1 protein-coding gene is annotated in these 1393 nt (G+C 69.8%); it reads right to left on the bottom strand.

The annotated features are described in order from the left end of the window. Positions 1–19: 19 nt before the first annotated feature. Positions 20–1099, bottom strand: a complete 1080-nt coding sequence (locus C7C45_RS29865; protein WP_110567721.1) for an IS110 family RNA-guided transposase — start codon at positions 1097–1099, stop codon at positions 20–22. Positions 1100–1393 lie beyond the last annotated feature (294 nt).

Raw genomic sequence — 1393 nt, 5'->3', positions numbered from 1 at the left:
CGATCTGTGAGTGGGGTTGTCAAGAGGTGCGGTGGTGGGTGGTGATGATGCGGTAGAGCTGTCGGGCGATGTAGCGCTTGAGGCAGCGGGTGATTTCTCTGGTGGTGCGGCCTTCGGTGCGGCGGCGGTTGATGTAGTCGCGGGTTTCGGGGTGGATGCGGCGGCGGGTCAGGGCGATGGTGTGTAGGGCGCTGTTGAGGGTTCTGTCGCCGCCGCGGTTGAGGCGGTGTCGGTCGGTGCGGCCGCTGGCCACGGGTATGGGGGCGGCGCCGGCGAGGGTGGCGTAGGCGGCTTCTGAGCGGACGCGGCCGGGGTGTGACCAGGCGGTGAGGGCGATCGCGGCGGTGACGGGTCCGACGCCGGGTTGGTCGAGCAGGGGTGGGCACAGGTCGGTGACGAGGGCGCGGAGGCGTCGGTGGTTGTCGGCCAGTGCGGCGTCGAGGGTGTGGATGTGGCGGGCGAGGGTGCTCAGTTCGCGGCGGCGGGTGTGTTCCTCGATGGGCAGGTGGGTGCTCTCGGGTAGGTCGAGGGCGGCCAGGCGGGCGATCTGGTGGGTGGTGCTCAGCCCGCGTAGGGCGTGACGCAGAGTGTCGTCGGCGGTCAGGATTAGCGCTTTGACCAGGTTGACCGTGGCGGTGCGGGTGTCGCTGTGGTGGCGGCGGCAGACCAGCAGCAGACGCAACGCTTCGCGTGGTCCGTCGCTGCGGGGCACGGCGACGCGGTCGGCGGACAGGGCGAGCACGGCGTGGGCGGCGGCGACCGCGTCGAGTTGGTCGGACTTGCCGCCCCGACGGCGGGCCGCGGCGGCGGGTTTGGGTGCTTCGCAGAGTGGTTCACCGGCAGCGGTCAACAGCCGGCACAGCCCCTGACCGTGCGCCCGGGTGCCCTCCACCGCCCACAACCGGCGCCCGTCCGGCGGGGTGTGCGCGGCGGCAAACGCCAACAGCCGGCTCAGCCCGTCCGCGTCGGTGGACACGGTGACCTGCGCCAACACCGCCCCGAACCGGTCGAGCACGGCAGCGGTGTGCGTGTCGGTGTGGGTATCCACCCCCACCACCACGTCATAGCGATCCGTGACCCGCTCTACGATCTGTGCCATCTCGGGTTGTTGCTCCTTTGCCAGTGACGACCGGGACAGTCGGCGTCGGCTCGGGAAGCAGTCACCTCGGCGGCAAATCTGTGATGGGCCACGTGTGCTCGCACGGGCAGGCTTCTGATCAGGCCAGCAAGGTGGGCCGGGCCGGCGCCGACGACCACCTGGGGACAGGTCTTGCACAAGGCACACCCACACTCCGAGCGGCCGGATCGGCAATGAGTCACCCAAGTGATCATCGACGCCGAACTTAGCGGCAACCAGCCGAACCGATCACCACGTACATAGAAGCGTCTTGCA

Origin of the sequence: Micromonospora arborensis (assembly GCF_003205615.1) — a bacterium.
Classification (GTDB): domain Bacteria; phylum Actinomycetota; class Actinomycetes; order Mycobacteriales; family Micromonosporaceae; genus Micromonospora; species Micromonospora arborensis.
Note: the sequence above shows the minus strand (reverse complement) of the source record. Positions and strands in the feature narration are given on the sequence as shown.

What these genes read in the sequence shown, in the direction of transcription:
- C7C45_RS29865 (WP_110567721.1), bottom strand. Translation starts at nt 1,099, where the DNA reads ATGGCACAGATCGTAGAGCGGGTCACGGATCGCTATGACGTGGTGGTG.